The sequence below is a fragment of the Luteolibacter flavescens genome (genome assembly GCF_025950085.1).
GTDB classification, from domain to species: domain Bacteria; phylum Verrucomicrobiota; class Verrucomicrobiia; order Verrucomicrobiales; family Akkermansiaceae; genus Haloferula; species Haloferula flavescens.
Window position 1 is genome coordinate 184,627 of record NZ_JAPDDS010000002.1, and the last position, 21,284, is coordinate 205,910.

At 63.5% G+C, this 21,284-nt stretch carries 26 protein-coding genes; 8 read left to right on the top strand and 18 right to left on the bottom strand.

What is annotated here, in order from left to right:
* Positions 1–3 precede the first annotated feature (3 nt).
* A complete protein-coding gene (locus OKA04_RS04215) occupies positions 4–336 on the top strand; it encodes a hypothetical protein (RefSeq protein ID WP_264499880.1) in 333 nt (110 codons plus the stop codon).
* Between the two features lie 202 nt (positions 337–538).
* Here OKA04_RS04215 and rpmA read toward each other — a convergent pair whose 3' ends face one another.
* Positions 539–796, bottom strand: coding sequence for a 50S ribosomal protein L27 (gene rpmA / locus OKA04_RS04220; RefSeq protein ID WP_264499881.1), 258 nt, complete (start codon positions 794–796; stop codon positions 539–541).
* Between the two features lie 26 nt (positions 797–822).
* Positions 823–1,134 carry a 50S ribosomal protein L21 gene (gene rplU, locus OKA04_RS04225; RefSeq protein WP_264486029.1) on the bottom strand — a complete coding sequence of 104 codons (312 nt, stop codon included), beginning with the start codon at positions 1,132–1,134 and terminating at the stop codon, positions 823–825.
* A gap of 123 nt (positions 1,135–1,257) precedes the next feature.
* On the opposite strand from rplU, the gene tsaE reads away from it, so the two are divergent.
* Positions 1,258–1,662 carry a tRNA (adenosine(37)-N6)-threonylcarbamoyltransferase complex ATPase subunit type 1 TsaE gene (gene tsaE / locus OKA04_RS04230; protein WP_264499882.1) on the top strand — a complete coding sequence of 135 codons (405 nt, stop codon included), beginning with the start codon at positions 1,258–1,260 and terminating at the stop codon, positions 1,660–1,662.
* Positions 1,663–1,675: 13 nt separating this feature from the next.
* Here tsaE and OKA04_RS04235 read toward each other — a convergent pair whose 3' ends face one another.
* From OKA04_RS04235 to OKA04_RS04245, 3 genes are read right to left on the bottom strand one after another with little or no spacing between them, the layout of a single operon-like run.
* Positions 1,676–1,969, bottom strand: coding sequence for a hypothetical protein (locus OKA04_RS04235; RefSeq protein ID WP_264499883.1), 294 nt, complete (start codon positions 1,967–1,969; stop codon positions 1,676–1,678).
* Positions 1,970–2,015: 46 nt separating this feature from the next.
* Positions 2,016–2,693, bottom strand: coding sequence for an SDR family NAD(P)-dependent oxidoreductase (locus OKA04_RS04240; RefSeq protein ID WP_264499884.1), 678 nt, complete (start codon positions 2,691–2,693; stop codon positions 2,016–2,018).
* A gap of 28 nt (positions 2,694–2,721) precedes the next feature.
* Positions 2,722–3,273: a tetratricopeptide repeat protein gene (locus OKA04_RS04245; protein ID WP_264499885.1), complete on the bottom strand. Its 552-nt coding sequence runs from the start codon at positions 3,271–3,273 to the stop codon at positions 2,722–2,724.
* Between the two features lie 138 nt (positions 3,274–3,411).
* Here OKA04_RS04245 and ribD point away from each other — a divergent pair, with 138 nt between their 5' ends.
* Entirely contained in the window at positions 3,412–4,449 is a 1,038-nt protein-coding gene (gene ribD, locus OKA04_RS04250) for a bifunctional diaminohydroxyphosphoribosylaminopyrimidine deaminase/5-amino-6-(5-phosphoribosylamino)uracil reductase RibD (RefSeq protein ID WP_264499886.1), read from the top strand.
* Between the two features lie 159 nt (positions 4,450–4,608).
* Here the strand turns inward: ribD and OKA04_RS04255 are convergent, their stop codons facing one another.
* Complete coding sequence (locus tag OKA04_RS04255) at positions 4,609–4,890, bottom strand: hypothetical protein (RefSeq protein WP_264499887.1); 282 nt, start codon at positions 4,888–4,890, stop codon at positions 4,609–4,611.
* A 149-nt stretch (positions 4,891–5,039) separates the two neighbouring features.
* Between OKA04_RS04255 and OKA04_RS04260 the strand changes: the two genes are divergently transcribed.
* Positions 5,040–5,393, top strand: coding sequence for a hypothetical protein (locus OKA04_RS04260; protein ID WP_264499888.1), 354 nt, complete (start codon positions 5,040–5,042; stop codon positions 5,391–5,393).
* A 261-nt stretch (positions 5,394–5,654) separates the two neighbouring features.
* Here OKA04_RS04260 and OKA04_RS04265 read toward each other — a convergent pair whose 3' ends face one another.
* Both OKA04_RS04265 and OKA04_RS04270 read right to left on the bottom strand, forming a co-directional pair.
* Positions 5,655–6,587 carry a LysR family transcriptional regulator gene (locus tag OKA04_RS04265; protein ID WP_264499889.1) on the bottom strand — a complete coding sequence of 311 codons (933 nt, stop codon included), beginning with the start codon at positions 6,585–6,587 and terminating at the stop codon, positions 5,655–5,657.
* Complete coding sequence (locus tag OKA04_RS04270; RefSeq protein ID WP_264499890.1) at positions 6,562–7,473, bottom strand: LysR family transcriptional regulator; 912 nt, start codon at positions 7,471–7,473, stop codon at positions 6,562–6,564. The genes OKA04_RS04265 and OKA04_RS04270 overlap by 26 nt, the downstream gene beginning before the upstream one ends.
* A gap of 279 nt (positions 7,474–7,752) precedes the next feature.
* On the opposite strand from OKA04_RS04270, the gene OKA04_RS04275 reads away from it, so the two are divergent.
* On the top strand, positions 7,753–8,562 hold the full coding sequence (locus tag OKA04_RS04275; RefSeq protein ID WP_264499891.1) for a hypothetical protein: 810 nt from the start codon (positions 7,753–7,755) through the stop codon (positions 8,560–8,562).
* A 15-nt stretch (positions 8,563–8,577) separates the two neighbouring features.
* Here the strand turns inward: OKA04_RS04275 and OKA04_RS04280 are convergent, their stop codons facing one another.
* The 10 genes from OKA04_RS04280 to OKA04_RS04325 all read right to left on the bottom strand — a co-directional run bounded on the left by OKA04_RS04280 (position 8,578) and on the right by OKA04_RS04325 (position 18,593).
* Positions 8,578–9,975 (bottom strand): hypothetical protein, encoded by a 1,398-nt coding sequence (locus OKA04_RS04280; RefSeq protein WP_264499892.1) that lies wholly within the window; start codon positions 9,973–9,975, stop codon positions 8,578–8,580.
* Positions 9,976–10,169: 194 nt separating this feature from the next.
* Positions 10,170–10,577 carry an ATP synthase F1 subunit epsilon gene (atpC, locus tag OKA04_RS04285; protein ID WP_264499893.1) on the bottom strand — a complete coding sequence of 136 codons (408 nt, stop codon included), beginning with the start codon at positions 10,575–10,577 and terminating at the stop codon, positions 10,170–10,172.
* A gap of 94 nt (positions 10,578–10,671) precedes the next feature.
* Positions 10,672–12,135, bottom strand: a complete 1,464-nt coding sequence (atpD, locus tag OKA04_RS04290; RefSeq protein ID WP_264499894.1) for a F0F1 ATP synthase subunit beta — start codon at positions 12,133–12,135, stop codon at positions 10,672–10,674.
* A gap of 126 nt (positions 12,136–12,261) precedes the next feature.
* A complete protein-coding gene (atpG, locus tag OKA04_RS04295) occupies positions 12,262–13,161 on the bottom strand; it encodes an ATP synthase F1 subunit gamma (RefSeq protein WP_264499895.1) in 900 nt (299 codons plus the stop codon).
* A gap of 67 nt (positions 13,162–13,228) precedes the next feature.
* Positions 13,229–14,770, bottom strand: coding sequence for a F0F1 ATP synthase subunit alpha (gene atpA / locus OKA04_RS04300; protein ID WP_264499896.1), 1,542 nt, complete (start codon positions 14,768–14,770; stop codon positions 13,229–13,231).
* A gap of 59 nt (positions 14,771–14,829) precedes the next feature.
* Entirely contained in the window at positions 14,830–15,222 is a 393-nt protein-coding gene (locus tag OKA04_RS04305) for a F0F1 ATP synthase subunit delta (protein WP_264499897.1), read from the bottom strand.
* Between the two features lie 42 nt (positions 15,223–15,264).
* On the bottom strand, positions 15,265–15,819 hold the full coding sequence (locus tag OKA04_RS04310) for a F0F1 ATP synthase subunit B (protein WP_264499898.1): 555 nt from the start codon (positions 15,817–15,819) through the stop codon (positions 15,265–15,267).
* A 96-nt stretch (positions 15,820–15,915) separates the two neighbouring features.
* The gene (locus OKA04_RS04315) at positions 15,916–16,146 is read right to left on the bottom strand and encodes an ATP synthase F0 subunit C (RefSeq protein WP_264499899.1); all 231 of its coding nucleotides are present in this window, start codon (positions 16,144–16,146) and stop codon (positions 15,916–15,918) included.
* Between the two features lie 83 nt (positions 16,147–16,229).
* Complete coding sequence (locus OKA04_RS04320) at positions 16,230–17,120, bottom strand: F0F1 ATP synthase subunit A (RefSeq protein WP_264499900.1); 891 nt, start codon at positions 17,118–17,120, stop codon at positions 16,230–16,232.
* Between the two features lie 126 nt (positions 17,121–17,246).
* Positions 17,247–18,593 carry a YiiX/YebB-like N1pC/P60 family cysteine hydrolase gene (locus OKA04_RS04325; protein WP_264499901.1) on the bottom strand — a complete coding sequence of 449 codons (1,347 nt, stop codon included), beginning with the start codon at positions 18,591–18,593 and terminating at the stop codon, positions 17,247–17,249.
* A gap of 161 nt (positions 18,594–18,754) precedes the next feature.
* On the opposite strand from OKA04_RS04325, the gene OKA04_RS04330 reads away from it, so the two are divergent.
* The 3 genes from OKA04_RS04330 to OKA04_RS04340 all read left to right on the top strand — a co-directional run bounded on the left by OKA04_RS04330 (position 18,755) and on the right by OKA04_RS04340 (position 21,278).
* Complete coding sequence (locus OKA04_RS04330; RefSeq protein ID WP_264499902.1) at positions 18,755–19,030, top strand: HU family DNA-binding protein; 276 nt, start codon at positions 18,755–18,757, stop codon at positions 19,028–19,030.
* Between the two features lie 131 nt (positions 19,031–19,161).
* Positions 19,162–19,839, top strand: a complete 678-nt coding sequence (locus OKA04_RS04335) for a hypothetical protein (protein WP_264499903.1) — start codon at positions 19,162–19,164, stop codon at positions 19,837–19,839.
* 23 nt (positions 19,840–19,862) lie between these two features.
* A complete protein-coding gene (locus OKA04_RS04340; protein ID WP_264499904.1) occupies positions 19,863–21,278 on the top strand; it encodes a permuted SH3 domain-containing protein in 1,416 nt (471 codons plus the stop codon).
* Positions 21,279–21,284: the final 6 nt, after the last annotated feature.

Consider the following 21,284-nt stretch of genomic DNA (forward strand, 5'->3'; position numbering starts at 1 on the left):
TCCATGAATCCATCGGCGACCCGCACCAACGAACAACGCTGGTTCTGGAGAACGGTCGGCTGCACGGCAGGCCTTTGCCTCGGCATGGTGACTTGGGCCATCTCCAGCTATCTCACCCAAGCGTTCATCCAGGAGATCATCATGAGTTCAGACCTTCCCGATCCGGATTACATGAGGGAGAAGGCCACCCCGATCAGAGTACTGACGTGGACCACTGGCGGACTGTTCCTCACCTTCGGACCAGGGCTTCTATTCTGCTTCACCAAATGGCTTCTGGCCATCCGTCGGCGTCGCGCCATTGAGGCGGCCTATTTCGGTGTGCCGCCAGCGAGATAGTCAGTGTTCTCGGTCGGGTCTGGCCCGCGGGGCGGGGGAGATCATCCCGCTTCACCGGACGGGCGAACCTACCTGCCAAGCGGAATGAATTCCGCGGTCCCGGTAGAGCTGCGCCCCGGTAGGGACCGGACTCCGCGCAGGCACGAAAAAGCCGCCGACCCTTGCGGGAAGGCGGCTTTTGGAAAGCTTCGTTTCGCTTCGCTTAGTTCGCGGAGGCGTTGGCACCCACGTTCACGCGGCGGCCATCCTTGTCGAAGAACACGCGGCCTTCGATGACGGCGAAGATGGTGTGATCACGGCCGATCTGGACACCGGCACCGGGATGCCACTTGGTGCCGCGCTGGCGGATGATGATGTTGCCCGGGATGACGGCTTGTCCGCCGAACTTCTTGACGCCGAGACGCTTGGAGCGTGAGTCGCGACCGTTCTTGACGGAGCCTTGACCTTTCTTGTGAGCCATGACGAGAGAGTGGTTAGGAGATTAGCTTAGCCCGCGATGGAGACGATCTCCAACTGGGTAAGGTGGCGGCGGAAGCCCTTGGTCTTGTGGAAGCCCTTGCGGCGCTTGAACTTGAAGGCAACGCCCTTCGGTCCGCGATGCTGCTGGACCACCTTGGCGGTGACGCTGGCGCCATCGACGAGCGGGGCACCCAGCTTGATGCTGCCGCCTTCACCGACCATGAGGACGTCGAAAGTGAGGGTCGCATCGACCTCGGCGTCGAGCTTCTCGACGTCGATCTTGTCGCCCTGTTGGACGCGGTATTGCTTACCGCCGGTTTTGATGACTGCGTACGCCATGGCTGAAAAGGGATGGTGGCCACCCGGGAGCCGGGCGGGCGGGGAGATCACCACGGGTCCGGCAATACCGCAAGGGATTTTTTTGAAATCGACGCGGGGAAATAGATCGGCTTCCTGAAAGGCATGGAGCGGGTGGTGCGCGATGAGGCGGAAATGGAAGCGCTGGGCGCGGAAATCGCGGCGGGACTGGAGCCCGGCAGCGTGCTCGCGCTGGTGGGCGGGCTGGGCGCGGGGAAGACGCGCTTCGTGAAAGGCCTGGCACGTGGCGCGGGTTACGCGGGCGAGGTGACCAGCCCGACCTTCGCACTGGTGCATGAATACCGCGGCGGGCGGCTGCCGCTCTTCCACTTCGACCTCTATCGTCTGAAGGACGAGGGCGAGCTGCTGGGAATCGGCTGGGACGAATTCTTCGACGAGCCGGGAATCGTGATCGCCGAGTGGGCGGATCTCTTCCCGGATCTGCTGCCGCCGGAGACGCGCTGGCTACGCTTCGAGGTGATCCCGGAGGGCAGGCGCGTCAGCGGCTGAGCGGGAGGAAAGATCAATAGATCGAGCGACCGACCGCGCCGAGGGCACGGCTGAGACTGCCCTGCGTGCGCTGCACGGTGCCGGGCGCATTGTTGTAGGTGCGCTGGGCGGTGGAGGCGGTGCGACCCACCGTCTGGCCGGAGCGATTCACGGCGTCATAGGTGCGGGCCGTGGTAGGCGCGACTTCACCATAGGTCCGGTTCGCCGTCTGGAGCGAGCGGCCGGCGGTGGCATTCGCGCTTCGATACGCATTGCTGCACGACGCGAGCAGGGCGACGGCGGCGGCAGCGGCAAGACGGGCTTTCATGGGCGCGTAACGTAGGGGTCCGGCGGAATCGGTCAATCCAGCATTTTCAGCCGATCCGGCTATCGAGCTGGAAAACCTGGCCGGAGGTGTGGGGGAGGTGCCGGTGGAGGTGGACGAGGAAGGAGGACACCGCGTCCGGTGTATTGAAGTCGCCCAGCACGTGATCCCGCCGGACCTGCTCTCGCCGCTCCGCGGAGAGCGTGGCGGTCATGCGGGTCTCGAGGAAGCCGGGCAGGATGACATTCGCGCGGACCCCGGCGGGGCCCAGCTCCCGGGCGAGGCTTTTCCCCAGGCCGATGAGCCCGGCCTTTGCCGCGGCATAGGCTGCCTGCCCCGCGGGCGGATGGAGCGCGGAGTAGCTGGAGATGAAAACAATGTGGCCCCGACGTGCACGCACCATGGAGCGCGAGGCGGCGGCGGCGCAGCGTGCGGCCCCGCGGAGATTCACGGCGAGCACCTCATCCCAAGCTGCTTCATCGAGGCGGGCGAGGGGAGCATCCCGGGTAATGCCCGCATTGCACACCAGCAGCTCCGGCTGGTGACTGCGGAAGAAATCCCGGACCGCCTCCGGATCCGTCACGTCCAGCTCGCGGCGGCCGGGGGAAAGCACCTCATGGCCTGCCGCTGAAAATGCCGCGTGGAGGGACCGGCCCAGCCCGCCCTCGCCCCCGGTGATCACGACAAGTCCGCCCACGCCGTGCAGCGTGGGCGGACTCAGGGTCATGGGCAAGGATAGCTGGAAAGGCCTGCTCCTACTTCTTGGCAGGCTCGACCGCCGGGGTGGACGTGCTCGCGGAGCTCCCGGGGCGGATGATAATGGCGTGCTCCTCGTACTTCACCACGGCGCCCACCTGCTTCACGAGCATGTCGAGCACGGCATTCGCAGGCACGCTTTTCACCTGCAGCGTCACGAGGGATTCGCCGAGTTTGTTCGAGGGATCCTGGACGATGAAGTTCGGCGAGAATTTCTTGTCCGACTTCTTCTCCACCATGATGCCGAGCGCGGCGAGTCCCTCGGAGAGCTCCACGCGGTCGAACTCCACCTGATCGATGGTGTATTCGGAGAGCTTCTTCGCACGGCCGCGCGCGACGATGGCGGTGCGGCGGTTCTTCAACTCGAGCAGTTGATAGCGGGCGTCGGCGTAGGTGGGGCGCAGCTTCAGCGCTGCGCGGAAGGAGGCTTCGGCCGTCTGGACGTCGCCATCGCGGATGGCGTCGATACCGGCCTGGTACATCTCGGACGCCTTGTCGGCGTGGGCGGGGATGGCGGTGATCGCTATGAGCGTGAGGATGAGTTTTTTCATAACGCGGGTTGCAGGTTGGGAAGAGATGGCAATCCAGATGACTACCACTCATCTGAGAAACTGACGGTGAGAGGCATCCACATCAACTGTGATTCCAAGGGCTTGCGCAGATTTCCGGAAAATGGCCTTTCAATGTCCATGCAAGGTGAAGACGTGCGGTGGATGCAGCGGGCGCTGGAGGAGGGGAGGAAGGGTGTCGGGCGCACTTCTCCGAATCCCCCGGTGGGCTCCGTTGTGGTGAAGGACGGGGTGGAACTCGGTGCGGGATGGCATCGCGGGGCAGGCCGGCCGCATGCCGAGCGCGAGGCGATGGCTGCCGTGAGGGCCACTCACGGGGACGACGCACTGGAGGGATCGACCGTCTATGTGACGCTGGAACCGTGCTCCACGCACGGGCGCACGCCGCCCTGCACGGACGGCCTGATCGAGGCCGGGGTGGCCCGGGTCGTTTACGCGGCGGAAGATCCGAATCCCGCGCACGCGGGTCGCGCCGACTCGCTGCTGGAAAAGAATGGCATTGCGGTGACCCGCGGCGTGCTGGCGGAGGAAGCCGCCGATCTCATCCGCGCCTTTACCAAGGTGCAGCTCACCGGCCTACCATGGGTGATGCTGAAGACGGCGATGAGCCTCGACGGACGCATCACGCTTCCGCCCGGCGAGGGCATGTGGCTCACGGGCGAGGAAGCACGCGCGGAAGTGCAGCGCCTGCGTGCCGAAGTGGATGCCATGGTGACCTCCGGCGAGACCGTGCGAAAGGACCGGCCGCGGCTCGACCTGCGTGATCCCGATCTGCTGGAAGGCAGGCTGCAGCCGTGGCGGCTGGTGCTGACCGCGGACCCAGCCAGCTTGCCGATGGATGCACCGCTCTTCACCGACGCTCACCGGGACCGCACCTTGATCGACGATCGCAGCCATCCCGAGGAAGCACTGCGAAAGCTGGTGAGGGAATGCGGTGTCTCCTCCGTGATGGTGGAGTGCGGCGGGCGGCTCGCCGCGAGTCTGTTAGAAGCCGGCCTCATCGACGAGTGGGTGGCATTCCTCGCGCCGCTCGCCGCGGGCGGGCCGCTGCCTGCGGTTGCGGGCGTGGGCTTTCCCGAGGGACTATCACTGAAGGATGCATCGTTCCGGAAATTCGGCCCGGATGTGATGCTGCGCGCGAGGATCGTGCGCGCGTGAAATGGCTCTAACAGAAAGGATTTCACACGCCTCTCATCAAGCCTTCATGCAAGCCGCGACGATGGGCGGCGCATGAGGTGTGATGGGGTGTGTGAAAGGAAAGCCCGGCCAAGGCGTGAGCCGTGGCCGGGCCATCATGGTCATGACACCGGGGCGGGATCAGCGGCAGCCGCGGCTGTAGCCGCCATGGCCGTGACCATGACCGTAGTGCACGACCCGCGGAGCAGGGCGATGATGGTGACGCACCGGCACCACGCGCTTGCGGAAGACGGGATGCCCGCAGTGGTCGTAGTAGGCGATGTAGGTCTCCACCCAGGCAGGCCCGCTGCACGAGCGGTGGAAGCTGACATAGACGCGCGAGTGATGGCCACGGGCTTCAGCGGCAGGAGCGGCAAACAGAGAAACCAAGGCAACTGCCAAGAGGATGATCGGCTTTTTCATAGTGGTGAATATTCGATTCACGAGCTTCGACGGGAGCTTCCCGGATCTATTCAAAGTCGATTTGGCAAATTTCCCCGCGGGTCGAAATTGACCGCGGAATTCCCATCGCGCGCACGGCGCACATCGTGAATCATCACAGGCGAACAATCATGAATGCATTCGAAGAATCTCCAGACACGTCCCACGGCAGCGCCTCTTCCAGGACGCCACGCTACACCAGCTTTTCCCAGGCGTTCGACACTGCGCGTGACGATGCCAAATCTGTCGCGCGGGAGGCGGCCCCCAAGCTCAAGGAAGCCCTCTCCGGGGCAGCTCATGACCTGGCTTACGGGGCCGCCTTCGGCGCCTGCTTCGCGGCATGCTTCGCGAAGGAACTGATGCCCACCAGCCTGCGCGAGACCCTGCGCCGCGGGGCGCGTGCAGGACGCACGGCAGCGGAAAAAGCCGCCGACCCGGTGACCGATCCAACTCCCGGCAGCGTGCCGCCGCCGCTGACGGCCTGATAGCCCATCGCTACTTCCAGAAAGACGGCCGGCGGCACCGGATGAACTCCGATGCCGCCGGTGTGCTGTCACGCAAAGACTTAACAGAATCGTCTCACGCGGCGGCACCATGGGTGCAGGGCTCCTCAGCGGCAACCCGCCACCGGGACTATTGCCTTATCACCCGATAAACCGGCAAATTATGCAGACCTTCATCTCGTCCCCTCTCTAACGACCGGAAACCGGCCTGCCACCGATCTAACGGAAAGCGGTCACTATGACTCACGCGGCGCGATGCTGCTTCGCGTGGATGTCGCCGATGCGCATCGCGGTCTGGAGCACAAGCGGCTGCCTCTCGCCGACGCGGATGAAGATCGAGAAGCTGAAGGCATCCGGCAGCAGGAATTCGAAAGCCTTCACGATGCCGAGCCCCGTCTGCGTGAGGTTCATGCGCTGGTCGGCATCCCCGGGGAAAATCATCACGCCCAGCCCCGCGATGCAGGCATCCCTCGCGGAGGCCTCGTCATCGAAGGAGCGTATGTCAGGCGGGAGGAGGCCATAGGTCTCCAGGCACCATTTCTCCAGGAACGGGCGGTAACCCGGCACCAGGGAATCGCTGGGCACCAGGATGGCGGAGCGCAGCACCTCCGGGAACTGGAAGCGCGCGGGGTCGAAATCGAAGTAGTCGAGATTCCACGCGAGGGTGGAGCCGCTCTGCCGCTCCAGATCGTAGCGCTGGATCGAGGCCTGGTCGGCCGCGTGGAGGAGGAAGCTGCCGGTGATCACGAGGTCCACCACATGCTCGCGCAGTGCTGCATCCCACTCCTGCCCGGGAGAGGGGCGTATCACCTCCAGCTCCGTGGCAGACGGGCCGGCTTTCAAGGATGCCACCAGCCGGTCCCCGGCCTCGGAGCGGTCCACCATCACCCTCACCCGGCCGTGGGCCTCACGGAGGAAGTGGGACATGCGAACGCCGAGCGCGTCATGCTCGTGCAGGATCTTCCGCGCGTGCTCCAGCAGGGTGACCCCCTCCCGCGTGAGCTGGATGCCATCCTGATGACGCTGAAAGAGCCGGAGCCCGATCACGGACTCCAGCTTGGCCACCCGGAAGGTCACCGCCGGCTGGGAGATCTCTTGGATTCGCGCCACCTCCGAGAAGCTGCCGCAGTCCGCCAGGCGGACGAAGGTCTCAAGACTCGCTAGATCGAAGTCCATTCTCGGGGGATTTCAGCGCACGGTCCACATGACCGACCATCGTTTCCAGGAACTCGTAGGGGTGCTGCTTCAGATAGGAAACATTCAGGGGGTAACTCGCCTCCACGCCGAGCGGCAGGAAGGTCACCTGCGGCAGCCGACGGAAAGAAACCGGCCGCACACAGACGACCGCATCTTCTTCCGCGGACTTGGCGTTCTCCGCCCAGCGCATGAAATGATGCTGCGAGCAAAGGTGGCCCTCGCCACCGCCTGACTTCCGGATGCGGTTCAGCGTATCCAGCGCACGGTTCTCGCCGGTGATGGTGGCCAGCGACCAACTCCAGTTCGAGAGTTCCTCCGGCTGGACCGGAGACGGGTCTTCCCGGTCGCGAAAGCACGCGACATCGAGCGCCATCGGCGGCAACTCACGCGACTCCAGGCGACGGCCTGGCACGCCCTCGATGGAGAAAAGCAGGTCGCACGCACCGGACTCCACGGCCGCCTTCCCCTCGTCCGCGCCCACTTCCAGGAAGGAGATCCGGAAGCGAGGGTCGTGGCGGAGGGTATTGAAGATCCGGCCGAAATGCCCGGTATTGAAGAGATTCCGGTCCGCACCCAGGCGCAGCACGCGGCCATTCTGGTGAATTTTCCGGATGGTGGCCTCGAAGCGGCGGACTTCTTCCAGGAGGGAATTCATCTCGCGGTCGAGACGGCGAGCGGCGGTGGTCGGCTCCGTCTCGCCATTGTCACGGGTGAGGAAGAGCGACTCACCCAGTTGCTCTTCAAGGTTTTGCCAGATACGGCGGACATTGGAACGGCTCGTCCGGAGCTCAAGGGAAGCCCGGGAAGTCGATCCTTCTGTCATCAGTGCCGAGAAGACACGCAATTGCTCAGGATCAAAGTGCATGGGGAAAGGGGAAGGAGAGGAGAGAAAGGGGAATGGGTGGGTTTACAGCGGTGCGGGGATTGCTCGTTTAATAGTTATTTAAATTTCATCCATCGGTAAAGTCGCAATCTAATTCTTCGGCAGAATCGTCGCCACTTTGTAATGGTACGAAAAATTCTGAATTCGTTGTCATCTAATACGGACGTGGGTCTGGGAATTTCCCTCAGAAAATTTATTGGGATTGCCAAATCGGTAGGAATCAGTCACTTCTGTCGAGTTCATTCTCCCCAACCTCCCCCGATGAACACTCGTCTTGCCTCCGGCCTCGTGGCCGCGTTTACCCTCGTCTCGGCATCTCTCAACGCTGCCACCGTCACCACTTTTTCCTTCATCACGGACGTCTGGACCCATGAGTCCGGTTCACAGACGGGCTACCAGAATGGTGCCACTTCCGGGTCCGTCACCAAGGACGGGATCACGATGAACTTCCACAGCAGCCTCTCCGGAGATGCCATGGTGGGAACGAGAAACCTGACCCTGGTAACCTCTGGAAACCCCACGGGCTTCAATATCGCGACGAAGGAAGACGCGAACGACCTCGACGGCACGCTGCTTAACTACCAGCGTTGGGATTTCACCTTCTCACAACCGGTGATCCTGCGGAACCTGGGAATCGATGATATCGATTCGGACAAGCAGAACTTGTCTGTGGGAGATGGATTTCGTGATGCGCTCGCCGCAGAAGCCTTTGAGGGTCAATCCTTCGGACCTGTGGGCAGCGGCATTGATGCGGATTTCACCCAGAATCTCGGCTCCAGCCTCAGCATCCACACCATCGCGGCGGGCAGCGGGCAGTCATTGAATTACGTGCTCTCCGGCCCGGCGGGGAATCCGAACAACGCGCCCGCTTACCGCGCTTATATCAACTTTGGGGACACACCGATCCAGTCCTTCAGCCTCTACTCCTTCTCCGACCGGGACAACGTCCACCGTGTCTCGCTCTTCCAGAGCATGTTCCAGGTCGAGGCCGCAGAAGTCGTGCCGGAGCCCTCGTCCGCCCTGCTCGGACTCGCCACCCTGCCACTGCTCCTGCGCCGCCGGCGTAAGTAAGGGCCGAGGGATCGCTCAGCGGCGGAGGTCTTCCTCCGTGAAGCCGGGAATGGGCCGGGTGATCCAGATGAGATCACCCTCCTCGAAATCCTGGTGTGGCATGCCGCTATCGTCCGTGAAGTTTTCGCCTACTGACCAGACATGCGGCGTGCCATCGGCCTGCAGACGATAGCGCAACAGCTCACCGCTGAAGGGATCCATCGGGGCTGCGGGCAGGAAATCCGGCACAAGTGCCTCAAGTTTCGCCGGGTATAGGCTATTTCCCTCCCGAAGCCGGTGTCGCTCCAGAGCGATGCCCGTGCGTGCCAGTGCAATTCTGGCATCCATCAGGAGCCCTTCTTCGGCATACCGCTTCAGCAATAGAAATGCATCGGCGGAATGGGGAGAGTTGCGGTTGACCGATGATGCTCTCAGCTCGCGAAACGACTCGAAATCTTCCCGCGTGAAGTGGTCCTTCGATTCCCGGTCAAAAAGGATGGCGCGGTCGAGGAATTCACGGTGCGCCTTCGCTTTGGAGGCTAGCTCCAAGCCGGACGGCTGAAGGTCCGTCAGGATCTCCCTTGAATTCTCCCAGATCACGTCCCGGTCCCAACTCCAGCCGCTGAACCAGCTCCCGCTCACGCTCGGGAGGGCCTGTGGGTAATTAGAAATCATCCCTCGGATATCAGGCCGCAGATGGGCAATCTCTCCCAAAGGGCCCTTCACCGCCGCTTGCCTTGGTCGAAGTCCTGCCAATGCACGGTCAAACTCTCTCAATTGGTCGTCGGTCCAACTTCCACGTATCGTCCCCTCCCAGATGACCGCTATCGCGGCCTCCATGGAGAATCGGGCGAGAGTCAAAGAAAACAGATTGGGCTTTGGCTCCAGCATGAGGCGCGAGACGTCCAACATGGCTTTCACGGCTCCTGCGGCCTCATCGCTTTCTCCAAGGATGAGCTGGGCAAGGGCCAGTTGGCCTGCTGCCAATGACGATAGTCCCAAGTCCTGCATCGCCTTACTCACGCTGGGAAAATCGACGTCAGGCCCCGCTGGCCACACTGCCTCCTTGCTCCGGGCGAGGACGGGCCGGAGCTCCTCCAGCCGCTCCACCGCTTCCTGCTGTCTGTGCAGATACAAGGCTGCAGCGGCGTCTTCATCGGCCATCCGGGGATCGAACCAACTTCCTACGTCAGACAGCCGGGCGAGAGCAGGCTCGGCTCCGTGCGGGAAACTGGCCAAGTCTGTAGGCCGGACCAGCTTCGGATCACGCAGCTCTTTCAGATATACGGGATCGCTGAAAAGGTCCTCCTGCGGGTTGATCGCGGGAACCCAATATTTCACGGGATCGACAGCGTATCCTGCCGACTCCATGTCCCGGACGAGCCGCTCGGCCTGCGACCGACCCCACCAGCTCGCGGCGAAGTAGAAGAGCAATACCGACAGACAGATGGCGAAGGGAGAAGAAAGCAGGACGACCCTCGTCTTCCGGCTCGCAAGGAATCTCCACAGCCAAGGCGGCAGTCTCATGACCTATCTCTGGCAAGCCAGTCGCCGGGAGGAAACGAAAAAGCCCGCACCGGACGGAATCCGGGGCGGGCTCTGAAGTTTTCTTGTCTCGCGGCGGGGCCTTACGGGCGGCGCTTGAGGCGGAGCTGGGCCAGCGACTTGGAGATGACGGCCTGGAGGTGGGCCACCTCTTCGGCGTCGTGGTCGTGGGAGATGCCCTTGAGCTGCTCTTCGGCACGCTTCATGGCTTCCTCGACCTTCGCCTCGTCCACCTGCTCCTCGCCCATGGCCATGTCGGTGAGGACATTGACCTTGTGCTCGGTGACTTCCGCGAAGCCGGTGCCGATCGCGAGGATGACGGTCTTGCCGTCCTTCTCGTAGCGGAGTTCACCGGGCTGCAGCGCCGTCACCAGCGCGGCGTGGCCGTCCAGGATGCCCAGCTCGCCATCGGCGCCGGGCAGGTAGACGTTCGTGACCGTGTCGGAAAAGATCTTCTTCTCCGGGGTGACGATTTCGAGGTGTAGAGCCATGTTCGGAAGTCAGAGGTCAGAAGCCGGAACCCCGGAATTTCATGAAGCCGGGCAAAGGCACCCGGCTTCCGAAATCCGATGTCCGGTCTCCGGATTAATCGCGGGAGACGCTGTCGATGCCGGCCTTCATGTAGAAGTTGCCTTCCGGCACGTCGTCCCACTTGCCGTCGAGGATCTCGGCGAAGCCCTTCACGGTCTCGTCGATGGAGCAGAGTGCGCCGGGGACGTTCGTGAAGATTTCAGCCACGTGGAAGGGCTGGGTGAGGAAGCGCTGGATCTTGCGGGCGCGGAAGACGGTCAGCTTGTCCTCGTCGGAAAGCTCGTCCATGCCGAGAATCGCGATGATGTCCTGGAGGTCCTTGTAGCGCTGGAGCACCTGCTGGACGCCACGGGCGACGCGGTAGTGCTCGGTGCCCACGACTTCCGGCGCGAGCGCCTTCGAGGTGGAGGCGAGCGGGTCCACGGCCGGGAAGAGCGCCTGCTCGGCCAGGCCACGCTCGAGCACCACGGTGGCGTCAAGGTGAGCGAAGGTATTCGCAGGAGCGGGGTCGGTAAGGTCGTCCGCCGGCACGTACACCGCCTGGATGGAGGTGATGGAGCCCTTGTTCGTGGAGGTGATGCGTTCCTGGAGACCGGCCATTTCCTCGGAGAGGGTCGGCTGGTAGCCCACGGCGGACGGCGTGCGGCCCAGAAGGGCGGACACTTCGGAACCGGCCTGGGAGAAGCGGAAGATATTGTCGACGAAGAGGAGCACGTCCTGGTTCGCCTCATCGCGGAAGTGCTCGGCCATGGTCAGGGCGGAGAGCGCGACGCGGAGACGGGCACCTGGAGGCTCATTCATCTGGCCGTAGCAGAGGGCCACCTTCGAGCCCTCGGCGAGCTTCGGCGTGCCGTCTTCATTCAGGGCGATGTGGCCGTTCGCGTCCTTCTCGGTGGCGATAACGCCGGACTCGATCATTTCCCAGTAGAGGTCATTGCCCTCGCGGGTGCGCTCACCCACGCCGGCGAAGACGGAGAAACCACCGTGCGCCTTGGCGATGTTGTTGATGAGCTCCATGATGACGACGGTCTTGCCGACGCCTGCACCACCGAACATGCCGCCCTTGCCGCCCTTCAGCAGCGGGCAGATCAGGTCAATGACCTTGATACCGGTGGGAAGGATCTCCGTGGTGGCGGACTGCTCGGTGAGGAGCGGGGCGGCACGGTGGATCGGGGAGCGGAGGTTCGCATCCGGGAGCGGGACATTCTCGTCCACGAGGTCGCCGGTCACGTTGAAGATACGGCCGAGCACCTGCTTGCCGACCGGCACGGCGATGGGCTTGCCGGTGTCGGAGAGGACCATGCCACGCTTGAGGCCGTCGGAAGCCGACATGGCGACCGCGCGGACCCAGCCATCACCGAGGTGCTGCTGCACTTCGAGGACGAGCTTGGTATTCACGCCATTCAGGTCATAGGTGACTTCGAGGGCGTTGTAGATCCCCGGAAGCGCGGTGGCTTTCGAGAAGTCGGCGTCAACGACGGCGCCGATGACCTGGACGATGGTTCCTTGGTTGCTCATGGCAAAAGTGATCAGTGATCAGTGATCGGTGATCAGTGGTTAGGTTCGCGGGCGGTAGTTGAAACTCAGTGGGACTCGGACAAGTGGGCAACCGCTGATCGCTGATCACGGATCGCCCTGCGGTTCTTACTGCATGGCCCTCATGGCCGTGGTGATTTCGAGAAGCTCGGCGGTGATGGCAGCCTGGCGGAGCTTGTTGTATTCAAGCGTGAGTTCCTTGATGAACTTCTTCGCGTTGTCGGTGGCGCCCTTCATGGCGACCATCCGTGCGGAGTGCTCGGAGGCGCGGCTCTCGACCAGCATCTGATAGACCTGGAAGTTGATGTAGAGCGGCAGCAGGGTATCGAGCACGTCCTTGCCGGTGGGCTCGAAGAGGTAATCCTTCGAGAGCGCGGCGGCGTGGTCCGTTTCCTTCACGGAGACGTCCTTGCCCATGCCCTCGTAGGCCTGCTTCTCGCCGAGGTCGGCGGTCGAGATCGGCAGGAGCTGCACGATGGTCGGCTCCTGGCGCATCACGGTGACGTAGTTCGAGAAAGCGACGCTGACCTTGCTGTAGCCGCCCTCGAGGAAGGCCTTGGTCAGGAACTTCGCGATCGGGCGGGCCTCGGAGAAGGGCACCGGGTCCTTCACCTCGAAGTCGGCCACCATGTTGCGACCGGCCTTCGCGAATTGGGCGCGCAGCTTGCGGCCCACGGTGACGATGTCGGCGTCCTTCGAGACCTCGGCGCGGATCATCTTGCCGAGGTTCGTATTGAGGCCGCCGCAGAGCCCCTTGTCCGTGGAGATGATCAGCACCAGCTCCTTGCCGCTTTCCTTTGCCTGGAGGAGCGGGTGAGCTTCCTCACCCACGTTTTCCTTCAGGTTCACCAGGACCTTGTTCAGCAGGTCCGCGTAGTCGCGGCCTGCCAGCGCCTGGTCCTGCGCCTTCTTCATCTTGGCGGCGGCGACAAGCTGCATCGCCCGCGTGATCTGGGCGGTGTTCTTGACCGACTTGATGCGCCGGCGGATGTCGCGGAGGTTGGCCATTTCAGGAAGGAGCTAGGAGCGGAAAGCAGGGAGAAAAGGAGACGGATACCGGGGACCGGGGTCGGAATTACTTCCAGGACGTCTTGAAGTCGTTGAGGGCCGTCTTCACGGCTTCGACGGCGGCGGCGTCCTTCTTGAGATCCGGCTTTTCGTTGCGGATCTTGTCGAGCAGCTCGGTCTTGCGGGTCTCGAAGTATTCGCCCATCGCGGTCTGGCAGCGCTTCACGTCGCTGACCTTCACGTCGTCGAAGTAGCCGTTCTGCATCGCGAAGAGGAAGATCGACTCCATTTCCATGGAGAAGGGCGAGTATTGGTTCTGCTTGAAGAGCTCGACGATGCGTTGGCCGCGCTCGAGCTTCTTCTTCGTGGAGGCATCGAGGTCGGAGCCGAACTGGGCGAAGGCCTGGAGCTCGCGGAACTGGGCGAGGTCCAGCTTCGTGGTGCCGGCGACGGACTTGATGGTCTTCGTCTGGGCGGCGGAACCCACGCGGGACACCGAGAGACCCACCGAGATGGCGGGGCGGATGCCCTGGTAGAAGAGGTCGGTCTCCAGGTAGATCTGGCCGTCGGTGATCGAGATCACGTTCGTCGGGATGTAGGCGGACACGTCGCCAGCCTGCGTCTCGATGATCGGCAGCGCGGTGAGGGAGCCACCACCGGCAGCCTCGGAGAGACGGGCGGAGCGCTCGAGCAACCGGCTGTGGAGGTAGAAGACGTCACCCGGGTATGCCTCGCGGCCGGAGGGGCGCTTCAGGATCAGCGCGACCTGGCGGTAGGCCACGGCGTGCTTGGAAAGGTCATCGAAGACGATCAGGCAGTCTTCACCCTGGTCCATCATGTACTCGGCGATCGAGCAGCCGGCGTACGGGGCGAGGAACTGCATGGCGGCAGCGTCCGAAGCGGTGGCGGAGACGATGGTGGTGTATTCCATCGCACCCGCGTCTTCGAGGGTCTTCTGGATACGGGCCACGTTCGACTGCTTCTGGCCGATGGCGACGTAGATGCAGTAGAGCGGCTTGTGGTTCTGCAGCTTGCCCTGCTCGGCCTGCTTGTTCTGCTTCGCCTGGGAGATGATGGTGTCCACCGCGATGGTGGTCTTGCCGGTGGAGCGGTCACCGATGATCAGCTCGCGCTGGCCGCGGCCGACAGGGATCATCGCGTCGATGGACATGATGCCGGTCTGCACGGGCACGGAGACCGACTTGCGCTTGATGATGCCGGGAGCGATCTTCTCCATCGGGTAGGAAGCGGCGGCCTCGATCGGGCCCTTGCCGTCGATCGGATTGCCGAGGGCGTCCACCACGCGGCCGAAGACATTGCGTCCGACCGGCACGGAGAGCAGCTTGCCGGTGGTCGAGCATTCCATGCCTGCCACGATCTTGTCGTAGCTGCCGAGGAGCACGACGCCGACTTCACCTTCTTCAAGGTTCATCGCCAGGCCGGTCACGCCGCCGGGGAACGAGATCATCTCGTTGAGCATGACGTCGGAGAGGCCTTCCACCTTTGCCACGCCGTCACCGACTTCGCGGACGACACCGACGTTCGACTTCTGGACGGAGGCCGTGACGTTGGCGATCTCCTTTTCGAGTTCCTGGAGGATGCTGCTCATGGGACGAGTTTGCTAGATTTTCAGAGTTTCAGTTTCAGCAATGGCGGAGATGCCGGTAATCAGAATGCTTCAGCGAGGCGGTCGAGGCGGCCCTTCACGGAACCGTCGAAGACGTCGTTTCCGACGCGGATCTTGAGTCCACCGAGGAGCTCGGGGGTGACTCGGTATTCGAAAGTGAGGTCGTTCCCGTACTTCGCCTCGAGGCCGGAGACGACGCGCTGCTGCGACGGCAGGTCGAGCTGCGCGGCGCTCTCCACGATGACGTGGCGGCGCTGCAACTCGAGGCGGACGAGGCGCTGCAGTGCGGAGAGGATGCCGCGGTAGTCACGTGGCTTTTGCGCCACGATGATCTTGATCGCGTTGGAAAGCTTGGCCTCGTCAAAACGACCGTCCGTCTGGCAGAGCCGGAAAATGCGGCGGGCTTCGGCGTTGGCGACCTTGGAGATCTTCATGACGAGGTGGCGAGGGAATGAAAGGGTGGATCAGGGTCAGGATCAGGCTTCGACCGAAGCGAGGGCTTCCTGATTGATGCGGGACTGGTCGTCGGAGGTGAGCACCTTGCCGGTGACCTGCGCGGTGGTCGCGGTGACGAGGCGGCCGAATTCGGCCTTGAGCTCGGCCTTGATGGCGGCGCGCTCGGCGGCGGCGGCAGCCTCGGCCTTGGCGAGGATCTGCTGGGCGGAAGCGATGGCTTCCTGGGCCTTTTGCTCGGAAAGGGCGGCGGCGCTGGTCTTGGCTTCGTTCACCAGACGGGCGGCGTCTTCATTCGCCTTTGCGATGGCTTCGGCGGTGGTGCGCTCGGACTCGGCGAGCTGCAGCTCGATCTGCTTCAGCTTTGCCTCGCCCTCGGCGATGCGACTGCGGCGCTGCTCAAGCATCGCGACGATCGGGCCGAACGCGAACTTCTTCAGCAGGAACAGCGTGATCGCGAAGCTGATCACCTGGGCGATGAAATTCGCCGTGTGAAGATGGAACGTCTGGCTGATTTCGGTCAGCGGATTGGCCGATGTTTCGGCAAGGATCGTGGTTCCAAGCAGCTCGGAGATCATGAGCGGTAGCGGTGAGCGATGAAGGACAGACTGGCGGACGGACGGAAAGGGAAAGTCTCCCGGGAGCGACGGTCGCTCCCGGGAGAGAAGCGCGGATTAGAGCGCGCCCTTGGTAAGGAAGATCGCGAAGATCACGATACCTTCGATAAGGGCGGCGAGAATGATCGAGAGGGTCAGGATGTTACCTGCGGCACCCGGGTTGCGGCCGGTGGCTTCAGCAGCCTTCGAGCCGAGGAGGCCGATGCCGATGGCAGCGCCGAGGGCGGCGAAAGCGACGGCGATGTGGTAGCTGTTGAAAGCAGCGAGGGTGGTGATGATGTCGTTCATGGTCGGTTATATGGACGGTTCTGGGGCCCCGGCCCCCACGCTCGCAATGGCATGGTCTGGCGCGGGAAATCTTTCTGGGCGCTTCAGTGGTGCGAGCCTTCGGAGTGTTCCTCGTCGTGGTGTTCGCAGATCAGCTTCAGGAAAACGGAAGTCAGGAGGGTGAAGACGACGGCCTGGATGAGGCCGACGAGCAGCTCCATGAAGTAGAAGGGGAGCGGCGGCAGCCACATGAGCCACTTCGGCACCACCATCTGCATGGACTCGAGGACGTTCTCACCGGCGAAGATATTGCCGAAGAGACGGAAGGAGAGGGCGACGGGGCGGACGGCGATCGAGATGAGCTCGAGGATACCCACGGCACCGAAGACGACGATCATGAAGATCTTCATGAGGCCGCCGAATTGACCCTTCGGCGAGAAGATGTGGCCGAAGAAACCACCGGCGCCGTTTTCGCTGAAAGCCCAGTAGAACCAAAGGACTGCGAAGGTCATGGCCATCGCGGCGGTCTGGTTCAGGTCCGCATTTGCACCGCGGAGGAAGGGGATGAAGGAATCACCGGGCTTGTCCTGAGCGAGGCCGACAGTGCCCACGCCGGGAATGAGGCCGGCCCAGTTCGTGAAGAGGATGAGGAAGAAGAGACCGCCGAAGAACCAGAAGGTGCGCTTCACGAGGTGCGCGCCAAGGATTCCCTCGAGGAAGTTGTAGAGGCCCTCGACGATCGCCTCGGCGAAGTTCTGAAGACCGGCGGGGACCAGCGCCATCTTCTTGGTAGCGGCCTGGGCGAAGAAAATGATCACCCCGGCGACGATCCAGGTCATGACCATGGAATTCGTGATCGGCAGCGGTCCGAGGTGGAAGATCGTCTCGGCGTGGAGCGGAAGCTCGTCGTGGCCACCATGACCACCGGCTGCGAATGCCGGCGCCGCGCCGCAAAGGAAGGCGAGAAGGGTAGGGATGAGTGGGCGAGAGGTCATGCCAAGAAGCGTTTCGGCGGAAACGCGCGGCGGCTGTATCAAAGGACTTTGTAATGGCGCAAGGGCTATTTGTGAAAAATTTCACAAGCTCTCTGAAACGCTGGTTTCGTGCAAGTTACGACTGCTTCAAAGAGCACTCCGAACTGCATGTAAAACAAGCTCGGCGCGGGTGCCCAGAACGATGCCCTCTTTCCCCACCCCGCAGGCCGCCACGACGCGGAATCCCTGGGCCAGCGATTGGGCGATGAGTTCCTCCGCGGGCAGGCAGATCCGGCCGCCGGTCTCCACAAGGGAAAAGGCGAGCGGGCCCGCCCCGTGGTAGGAGCGGTAGATGACCTCGGTGCAGACGAGCCGGTCGGAGTCGCGGAAGTCGAAGGCGAAGTCGTACGGCTTTCCCTCATGCCGCATCCCGCGGGCCAGCGAGGCGGCGATATCGCCCGCCTCCAGGGGTGGCCGCAGGATGACAAAGGCATCCACCTCCAGGGTATCCGTCACGGGCCGGAAGCGGACGCCGTCCTTCTTCGCCTCCAGGAAGACCACGGGGTCGCCCGCCCCGGCCGGGATCTCCAGGCCGATCTCCGCCCGCTGGGACTCGCTGCCGATGAAGAACGCGACGTGCGGCCAGTAGCCGGGGAGGAAGAGATTGGTCATCGCGTCATCGTGCCGGGTGACGAAGATATCGCCGGGCTTCGCGAGCCGCAGGATTTTCTCGCGGAGCTCCGGGGTGATGCGCTTCGGCGCGCCGGGTGGCTTCACCCCCGGCTGGCGCAACTCCGAGATGGCGCGGCCGGACCACTCGAAGACGCCGAAGACGGACTGCTTCCACGCGGAGCGGTGGCGACGGATGAAGGAGTGCCAGCCATACGCGAGGCGGCGGCGCAGGATGTCCCGCTTCCTCCGCTCGATCCACTCGTCCTCAGTCTCTAACAGATCGATGGCGGATGCCAGCTCGGGATCGCCCGCGAGGTCCGCGATGGAACTACGGTGCCTCTCGTAGAAGAGGACCGCCTCGCGGAACTGCATCAGCCGCGCGGGATCCGTGGTGGCGCGGAAGAGCGCGGTGAAGGTCTTCCGCGGGATGCCGTGCAGCGCGGACGGCTCGTCCAGCTTCTTCGCCAGCAGCGGATGGCCGCCCGCCAGCGCGGCCAGGCTCCGCGCCTGCCGCAGCAGCAGGCAGGCGGCGGCGAAGGCCACGGCGAATGCGGGCAGCCGCCTCTCCCACCCGCCCATGCGTGGCGAGCACGCCTGCTCCAGCTCCGCCACCGTGGAAAGCAGCGCGCCACGCACGCCCAAGTACTGCGCGTATCGTACTCGCAGCGCCTCGTCCTCGTCCGGCGTGAAGTAGCCTCGCGCCGACGCGGCATCGAGGAAGGGCACGGCAAGGCCGCCACGCGCCACGGCGGTGGCACCGGCCACGGTCCGCGCTCCCTCGCGGACAAGTGGATCACAGGCGGCATGACAAGCATCACTCATCTTTCACACAGCATTTCATGTACGATGCCTATCGTAAAGCGCGGGGCTCCGGGAGGGTGCCGGACAGCCGCCAGCCCCCGTGGCTCTAGGCGTGGCAAGGAATTGCACTGTTGTATTTTAGCTTGCCAAAACACGGAGTCACACGCAATACCGTCGTCGCCATGAACAAAGCTGAACTTGTTGAAGCCATCCAGAAAGCCCTCGGCAAAGACGCGACCAAGCGCGCCGCCGAAGACTCCCTTGCCGCCGTCCTCGGATCGATCGAGAAGGGTATCAAGAAGGATAAGAAGGTCCAGATCATCGGCTTCGGCACCTTCGAAGTGAAGAAGCGCGCCGCCCGCCAGGGCCGCAACCCGAAGACCGGCGAAGCGATGAAGATCGCCGCGTCGAAGTCCGTGGGCTTCAAGGCTTCCTCGACCCTGAAGGCCGGCCTCTGATTGGCACTGTCCCAGGCGCCGCTTCTTCTTGAAAAGGAATCGGCGCCACTTGCCTGAAAATCCAAAAACAACGACCCCGGCCGATCCGCCGGGGTTGTTGTTTTTTCAAAGAATCGCTTTTCACCCGGTAAATGAAACCGCGCATCACCCTCGCCGAGACCACGCTGCCGGACGGCACCGTGCTCGGACTGCACGAACACGACGGCCGCCGCTACCTCCAGCATGGCACGAACCAGCTCGCAGGTCCCGTGACCCGCGTGAGCGAGCGCGAGCTGGGCCGCATCGGCTGCGCGCCCTTCAAGCCCGTGCGCCAGCCGAAGGTGTGGATCGTGGGCATGGGCCTCGGTGAGATCCTCGCCGGTGCGATGGAGAGCCTGCTCCAGAAGCGCGCCACCTTCCACATCGCCGAAGCATGGCCGGTGGTCGTGAAGTGGCACCGGGAATTCATCTCCGAGAGCGCGGCCCTGACCGACTCACGCGTGGAAATCCACTCCGATCCGGGTCCGGAGGGCCTGCACGCCTTCGCTGGCGAGCTGCATGCCGTGCTGATTCATGCGGACACCTCGCCGCTCTGGAACAAGGAGAAGGGCCTGCACGAGAACACCCGCTGGCTCGCAGCGGTCCACGGAGCCCTGCAGCCCGGCGGCCTGTTAGCCGTGGCCTCTTCGCGTCCCGTTCCAGATATCGAGCGGAAGCTAAGCCGCGCCGGCTTTGAGACCGTACGTCACGAGATCGATGCCACTCCGAATGCGCGCCGCCCGCGCCGTCACTTCCTTTGGCTTGCCCGGAAAGGCAAATCCGAAGATTAAAATCGCTAATCCCCACACCCCTGATGAAATATCTTCCCCTCCTAGCAGCCACGCTCGCCGCGGCTCCCGCCGCCGAGGTCACTGTCGAGAGCAAGCCGCTTCGCATTGAACGGAGTTTCACCGCGACGCTCCTGCCCGCGAAGCCGCACCTGGTCTCCATCGATCCGGAGGGCTGGGCCGACTTCACCATCGAGTCCATCATTCCACATGGCACTGCCGTGAAGAAGGGCGACGTGCTGGTGAAATTCGACCGCGAATCCTATGACCGCAAGCTGGAAGACACCCGCCGCACGGTGCAGGCGCAGGCACTCTCGCTGGCCAGCCAGGAACTCGCTTTCCAGAAGCTGGAGGAGGAAACGACGCTGAAGCTGGCCGCCTCGAAGCGCGCGCAGCGCGTCGCCGCGGAAGAGCTGGCGTACTTCACCGCCACGGGTCGCAAGACCCAGGAGGAGGAAATCGCCGACAACTTCGAAGGCGTGAAGCGTCGCCTCGAAGCCGCGCAGGAAGAGCTGAAGCAGCTCAAGATGATGTACGACGCGGACGATCTCACGGAGCAGACCGAGGAGATCATCCTCAAGCGCCAGGAGTATGCCGTGAAGTCCGCCGAGCTGGACCTGAAGCATGCCGAGCTGGCGACCAAGCGTTCGCTGGAAGTGCTGATGCCACGCCGTGCCGAAGGCCTCGAGACCGATGCGAAGTCCACCGCGATCGATCTGGAGAAGGCGGAGAAGAACCTGCCACGCGCGCTTGAAAACGCGCGCCTCGATCTTGAGGCCGGTCGCATCGGTGCCGCCCGCGCGAAGCAGGATCTGGCTGAGATGGAAAAGGATGCCGGGCTGCTGGAGCTGAAGGCACCGGAAGACGGTGTCTTCTACTATGGCTCGCTGGACGAGGGTCGCTGGACGCTGGGCGAACTCGCCCGTTCGCTGGTGAAGGGTGGCAAGGTGCCCTTCGTCCGCCCTTTCGCCTCGGTGGTGCCTGCCGAGCCGGATCTCCAACTCATCGCCCACGTGGATGAGGCCACCGCACGCACGCTGGCCAAGCCGCTGAAGGGCAGCTTGACCGCTGCGGGTCGCGAGGATGTCGCGCTGACCGCCACGCTGGAGACCATCGCCACCATCCCGGCGGCCGATGGCAAGTACCGCGTGGACCTGACCCCGGAATGGCCGGAGGATGAGAAGCTGGAATTCCCCGCCGACCTGAACGTGGCCGCGGGCATGAATTTCGAGTGCCGCTTCGTCGTGTATCACGCAGACCAGGCGATCACACTGCCTGCAAAAGCCCTGCAGCCCGCCGAGGGTGGCGCATGGACCGTGCAGGTGAAGTCCGCCGATGGGAAGGCCACGCCACGCCCGGTCGTCCGCGGCCGTGTCTCCGGCGACAAGATCGAGATCACCAGCGGTCTCGAGAACGGCCAAGTGGTGGTCATCCCGGACTAACTTCTC

Bases quoted from the DNA above. Each gene is read 5' to 3' on its own strand.
- OKA04_RS04215 (WP_264499880.1), top strand. From the start codon at position 4: ATGAATCCATCGGCGACCCGCACCAACGAACAACGCTGGTTCTGGAGA.
- rpmA (WP_264499881.1), bottom strand. From the start codon at position 796: ATGGCTCACAAGAAAGGTCAAGGCTCCGTCAAGAACGGTCGCGACTCA.
- rplU (WP_264486029.1), bottom strand. From the start codon at position 1,134: ATGGCGTACGCAGTCATCAAAACCGGCGGTAAGCAATACCGCGTCCAA.
- tsaE (WP_264499882.1), top strand. From the start codon at position 1,258: ATGGAGCGGGTGGTGCGCGATGAGGCGGAAATGGAAGCGCTGGGCGCG.
- OKA04_RS04235 (WP_264499883.1), bottom strand. From the start codon at position 1,969: ATGAAAGCCCGTCTTGCCGCTGCCGCCGCCGTCGCCCTGCTCGCGTCG.
- OKA04_RS04240 (WP_264499884.1), bottom strand. From the start codon at position 2,693: ATGACCCTGAGTCCGCCCACGCTGCACGGCGTGGGCGGACTTGTCGTG.
- OKA04_RS04245 (WP_264499885.1), bottom strand. From the start codon at position 3,273: ATGAAAAAACTCATCCTCACGCTCATAGCGATCACCGCCATCCCCGCC.
- ribD (WP_264499886.1), top strand. From the start codon at position 3,412: ATGCAAGGTGAAGACGTGCGGTGGATGCAGCGGGCGCTGGAGGAGGGG.
- OKA04_RS04255 (WP_264499887.1), bottom strand. From the start codon at position 4,890: ATGAAAAAGCCGATCATCCTCTTGGCAGTTGCCTTGGTTTCTCTGTTT.
- OKA04_RS04260 (WP_264499888.1), top strand. From the start codon at position 5,040: ATGAATGCATTCGAAGAATCTCCAGACACGTCCCACGGCAGCGCCTCT.
- OKA04_RS04265 (WP_264499889.1), bottom strand. From the start codon at position 6,587: ATGGACTTCGATCTAGCGAGTCTTGAGACCTTCGTCCGCCTGGCGGAC.
- OKA04_RS04270 (WP_264499890.1), bottom strand. From the start codon at position 7,473: ATGCACTTTGATCCTGAGCAATTGCGTGTCTTCTCGGCACTGATGACA.
- OKA04_RS04275 (WP_264499891.1), top strand. From the start codon at position 7,753: ATGAACACTCGTCTTGCCTCCGGCCTCGTGGCCGCGTTTACCCTCGTC.
- atpC (WP_264499893.1), bottom strand. From the start codon at position 10,577: ATGGCTCTACACCTCGAAATCGTCACCCCGGAGAAGAAGATCTTTTCC.
- atpD (WP_264499894.1), bottom strand. From the start codon at position 12,135: ATGAGCAACCAAGGAACCATCGTCCAGGTCATCGGCGCCGTCGTTGAC.
- atpG (WP_264499895.1), bottom strand. From the start codon at position 13,161: ATGGCCAACCTCCGCGACATCCGCCGGCGCATCAAGTCGGTCAAGAAC.
- atpA (WP_264499896.1), bottom strand. From the start codon at position 14,770: ATGAGCAGCATCCTCCAGGAACTCGAAAAGGAGATCGCCAACGTCACG.
- OKA04_RS04305 (WP_264499897.1), bottom strand. From the start codon at position 15,222: ATGAAGATCTCCAAGGTCGCCAACGCCGAAGCCCGCCGCATTTTCCGG.
- OKA04_RS04310 (WP_264499898.1), bottom strand. From the start codon at position 15,819: ATGATCTCCGAGCTGCTTGGAACCACGATCCTTGCCGAAACATCGGCC.
- OKA04_RS04315 (WP_264499899.1), bottom strand. From the start codon at position 16,146: ATGAACGACATCATCACCACCCTCGCTGCTTTCAACAGCTACCACATC.
- OKA04_RS04320 (WP_264499900.1), bottom strand. From the start codon at position 17,120: ATGACCTCTCGCCCACTCATCCCTACCCTTCTCGCCTTCCTTTGCGGC.
- OKA04_RS04325 (WP_264499901.1), bottom strand. From the start codon at position 18,593: ATGAGTGATGCTTGTCATGCCGCCTGTGATCCACTTGTCCGCGAGGGA.
- OKA04_RS04330 (WP_264499902.1), top strand. From the start codon at position 18,755: ATGAACAAAGCTGAACTTGTTGAAGCCATCCAGAAAGCCCTCGGCAAA.
- OKA04_RS04335 (WP_264499903.1), top strand. From the start codon at position 19,162: ATGAAACCGCGCATCACCCTCGCCGAGACCACGCTGCCGGACGGCACC.
- OKA04_RS04340 (WP_264499904.1), top strand. From the start codon at position 19,863: ATGAAATATCTTCCCCTCCTAGCAGCCACGCTCGCCGCGGCTCCCGCC.